The sequence below is a fragment of the Nitrosomonas eutropha genome, assembly GCF_003201195.1.
Taxonomy (GTDB): domain Bacteria; phylum Pseudomonadota; class Gammaproteobacteria; order Burkholderiales; family Nitrosomonadaceae; genus Nitrosomonas; species Nitrosomonas eutropha.
The window spans coordinates 1-2,653 of the sequence record NZ_QICQ01000072.1; the positions used below are offsets into that span (position 1 = coordinate 1).

General features: G+C 43.3%; 3 protein-coding genes. 2 read left to right on the forward strand and 1 reads right to left on the reverse strand.

Going from position 1 to position 2,653, the window contains the following annotated elements; all coding sequences use genetic code 11:
- Positions 1-72 precede the first annotated feature (72 nt).
- The gene (locus C8R14_RS13640) at positions 73-222 is read left to right on the forward strand and encodes a hypothetical protein (protein ID WP_011634427.1); all 150 of its coding nucleotides are present in this window, start codon (positions 73-75) and stop codon (positions 220-222) included.
- An 835-nt stretch (positions 223-1,057) separates the two neighbouring features.
- Here C8R14_RS13640 and C8R14_RS13145 read toward each other — a convergent pair.
- A complete protein-coding gene (locus C8R14_RS13145; protein WP_041353494.1) occupies positions 1,058-1,291 on the reverse strand; it encodes a hypothetical protein in 234 nt (77 codons plus the stop codon).
- 386 nt (positions 1,292-1,677) lie between these two features.
- Between C8R14_RS13145 and C8R14_RS13150 the strand changes: the two genes are divergently transcribed.
- Positions 1,678-2,553, forward strand: coding sequence for a LysR family transcriptional regulator (locus C8R14_RS13150; protein WP_011634428.1), 876 nt, complete (start codon positions 1,678-1,680; stop codon positions 2,551-2,553).
- Positions 2,554-2,653 lie beyond the last annotated feature (100 nt).

Here is a 2,653-nt window from a genome sequence, read left to right on the forward strand (position 1 = left end):
CGGTTACATCCCTCCCGCAGAAGCTGAGGTAAACTACTATAGGCAATTCGCCAGGGAAGCCATTCCGGTGGCTTGACTTTAACCAAACAGCCTCCACGAAACCCGGGACGATTCAATGGCGATGTTGAAGTCGGCTTGTCCAGCCTGGATGAGCTTCCCTACGTCATGGGCATGATTCGCCAATCTTTTGATCGTCAAATGGGCAACCCGCAGGATGTCTGATTCGAGAGAATTCTGAGTTCGAGGATATGGATACACGCGGGTATATCCATTTTGCTTGCGCTGATTGTCGCATAAATTAGGGAATTTACGACGCCGTATGCACAACAGGCTTTATGCCTCATTGATTGGTGCAGTCGTCTTCTGAAAATGACAAAGGAGATGGATCGTGAATATCTGCTTGTAATCAAGTGCAAAAAATCATTTTTTGAAAACACCGTCAGGATTGACGATCTTTTGTCCGTCGCATTTATTCCTGGTTTGCACCGATAAATGCAGGTCAGCTAGATTGAATGCAGGTTCATTTGCAGTTATCTCTGGTTTGCGGGGGTGGATAGATGCAGTTATTACTGGCTCAAAATCGCATTGAATGCAGGTTGATCCAGTTATAAATGCAGGTTATTACAGCTAAGAATTTCAGAGTATTGTACAAATCATTAAGTTAGTGAAATTATTTCTATACTGTTGCAGCTATTTGTATAAATGACAGCCAGACTGCTTTGCCCATTGGCATATCACCTAGGCCGGAATGATTGAACGATAGGAGCGGTATGAATCGAGAGATTCACGTACCGTTGCGGGAGAGCCTGAAGGTGAGATTCCCTTGGGCTACTCGATCATATATATTGGAGAATAATATCTGAGCAGGAAATTACTGGGTCATTACAGTATGAATAAATAACAGAACTTTTGATCGATTCCTGTCTCCTATATTGTAATGAGATGGAATCGATCTTATAGAAGGTTACTTTAGTAGTACATTCCAAGAATCTTGGAAGAGTGTAATCAGATAAAAAACTTACTCTGGTTTTTTGTTACAAAAAAGTAACCGCCATAATTACCAGATACCGTCATCACCTTCATCAAGGCATGATCCATTAGCATCTAGCCCGTATGGACACTCTATTATTTCACCAGCAACAATTTTTTCATAATTTTCCTTTTCTCTTTCTGTAACCTGTACCCCAGGACGATTACACGCAGCTATCAACATAACTGATAGAGTAATAGTAACTACATAAATAATACGCTTGATCAAACTTCCTTTAAATTTCAGAATAGCCCCAATCATATTTATCTCCTACATATAATAAAATACCCATCATAAATGGCGTGGTAATGAAGGAAGTCTTGATAAGTAATCATTTGGATCTTCATAATTTTAGAAAATCCACCCTGAATCAGCAGTCTTTTCCTTACCAATTATCAGGTTTTCTAGTGATATCTTGTGCGCTCATGTGATGGTCAACACCTGTCTAATCTGATGCAGGTTTGCTGGTGCAAGCAAGGTAAATACCAGATCGAAGATCTCAACAGCGTGACTTCGCGCTTCCTTTTTAATACCCCCCTTGTTTTCTTCATGATGATTTCCACAAGAGAGTGGGATTGTCCATTGTTTCTTATATAGAACAAAGACTATTTTTTGGATAACATTGCTTCATTAATGGAGCATTAGATATGAAATTTTTGAATGACATGGCTCTGTTCGTAGAGGTTGTCAAGGCCAAGAGCTTTCGCGGTGCTGCCGATGCTATCGGAATGCCAAACTCAACGCTATCGCGACGGATTAGTGCGCTGGAAAAGACGCTTGGATTGCGCCTTTTACATCGCACAACGCGTAAGATAACGTTAACCGAGGCTGGTCAGATTTATTACGAGCGTTGTAAGCGTATCGTCGATGAAGCCAAACTCGCACAAGAGCAACTCAGCGAAATGCTCACACAGCCCAGTGGCGTGCTACGTGCTTCACTGCCCGTGGATTTTACCGTGACCTACATGGCACCCTTGATCGCCGAATTTGCAAAACTTTATCCGGGCATCGTCTTTGATTTCGATCTCACGTCACGGTGGGTCGATCTGGTGAATGAACCTTTCGATGTGGCAATCCGTATAGGAAAACCAGAAAATTCCCAATTGATCGCACGTCCATTGGCCGTGCTCCCTACATATCTTTATGCTTCACCTCGATATCTTGATCGCTCGGGAGAACCTGCCAAACCCGCTGATCTGGCAAACCATGAATGTCTGGGCATCATGAAGGCTGACACATGGACACTGCACAATGGGACAAACACTACCAAAATCTCTATTGGCAGCCGATTTACGCTTAACAGTGTCGGAATGATTTGTCGCTTAGCAACACTTGATATGGGCATCATCATGATGATGGAGAAAATTGTTGCTGATGATATTGCCAGTGGGCGATTGCGTCGCGTACTACCTCAATGGCGCGGGGCTCCGGTATCTGCCTGTGCTATTACGGCAACCCGATTACTGCCTGCAAAAACACAGCACTTCATTAAGTTCTTACAGGAGCATCTGGGCAAGGTTTAGCAGAATGAACCGCCCCGGGTTTTGAGGAGGCTCCACTATCTGAGAAGATGGAGCCATGAACAAATCAAATAAATATTCCCCCGAAGTAAGAGCGCGCGCA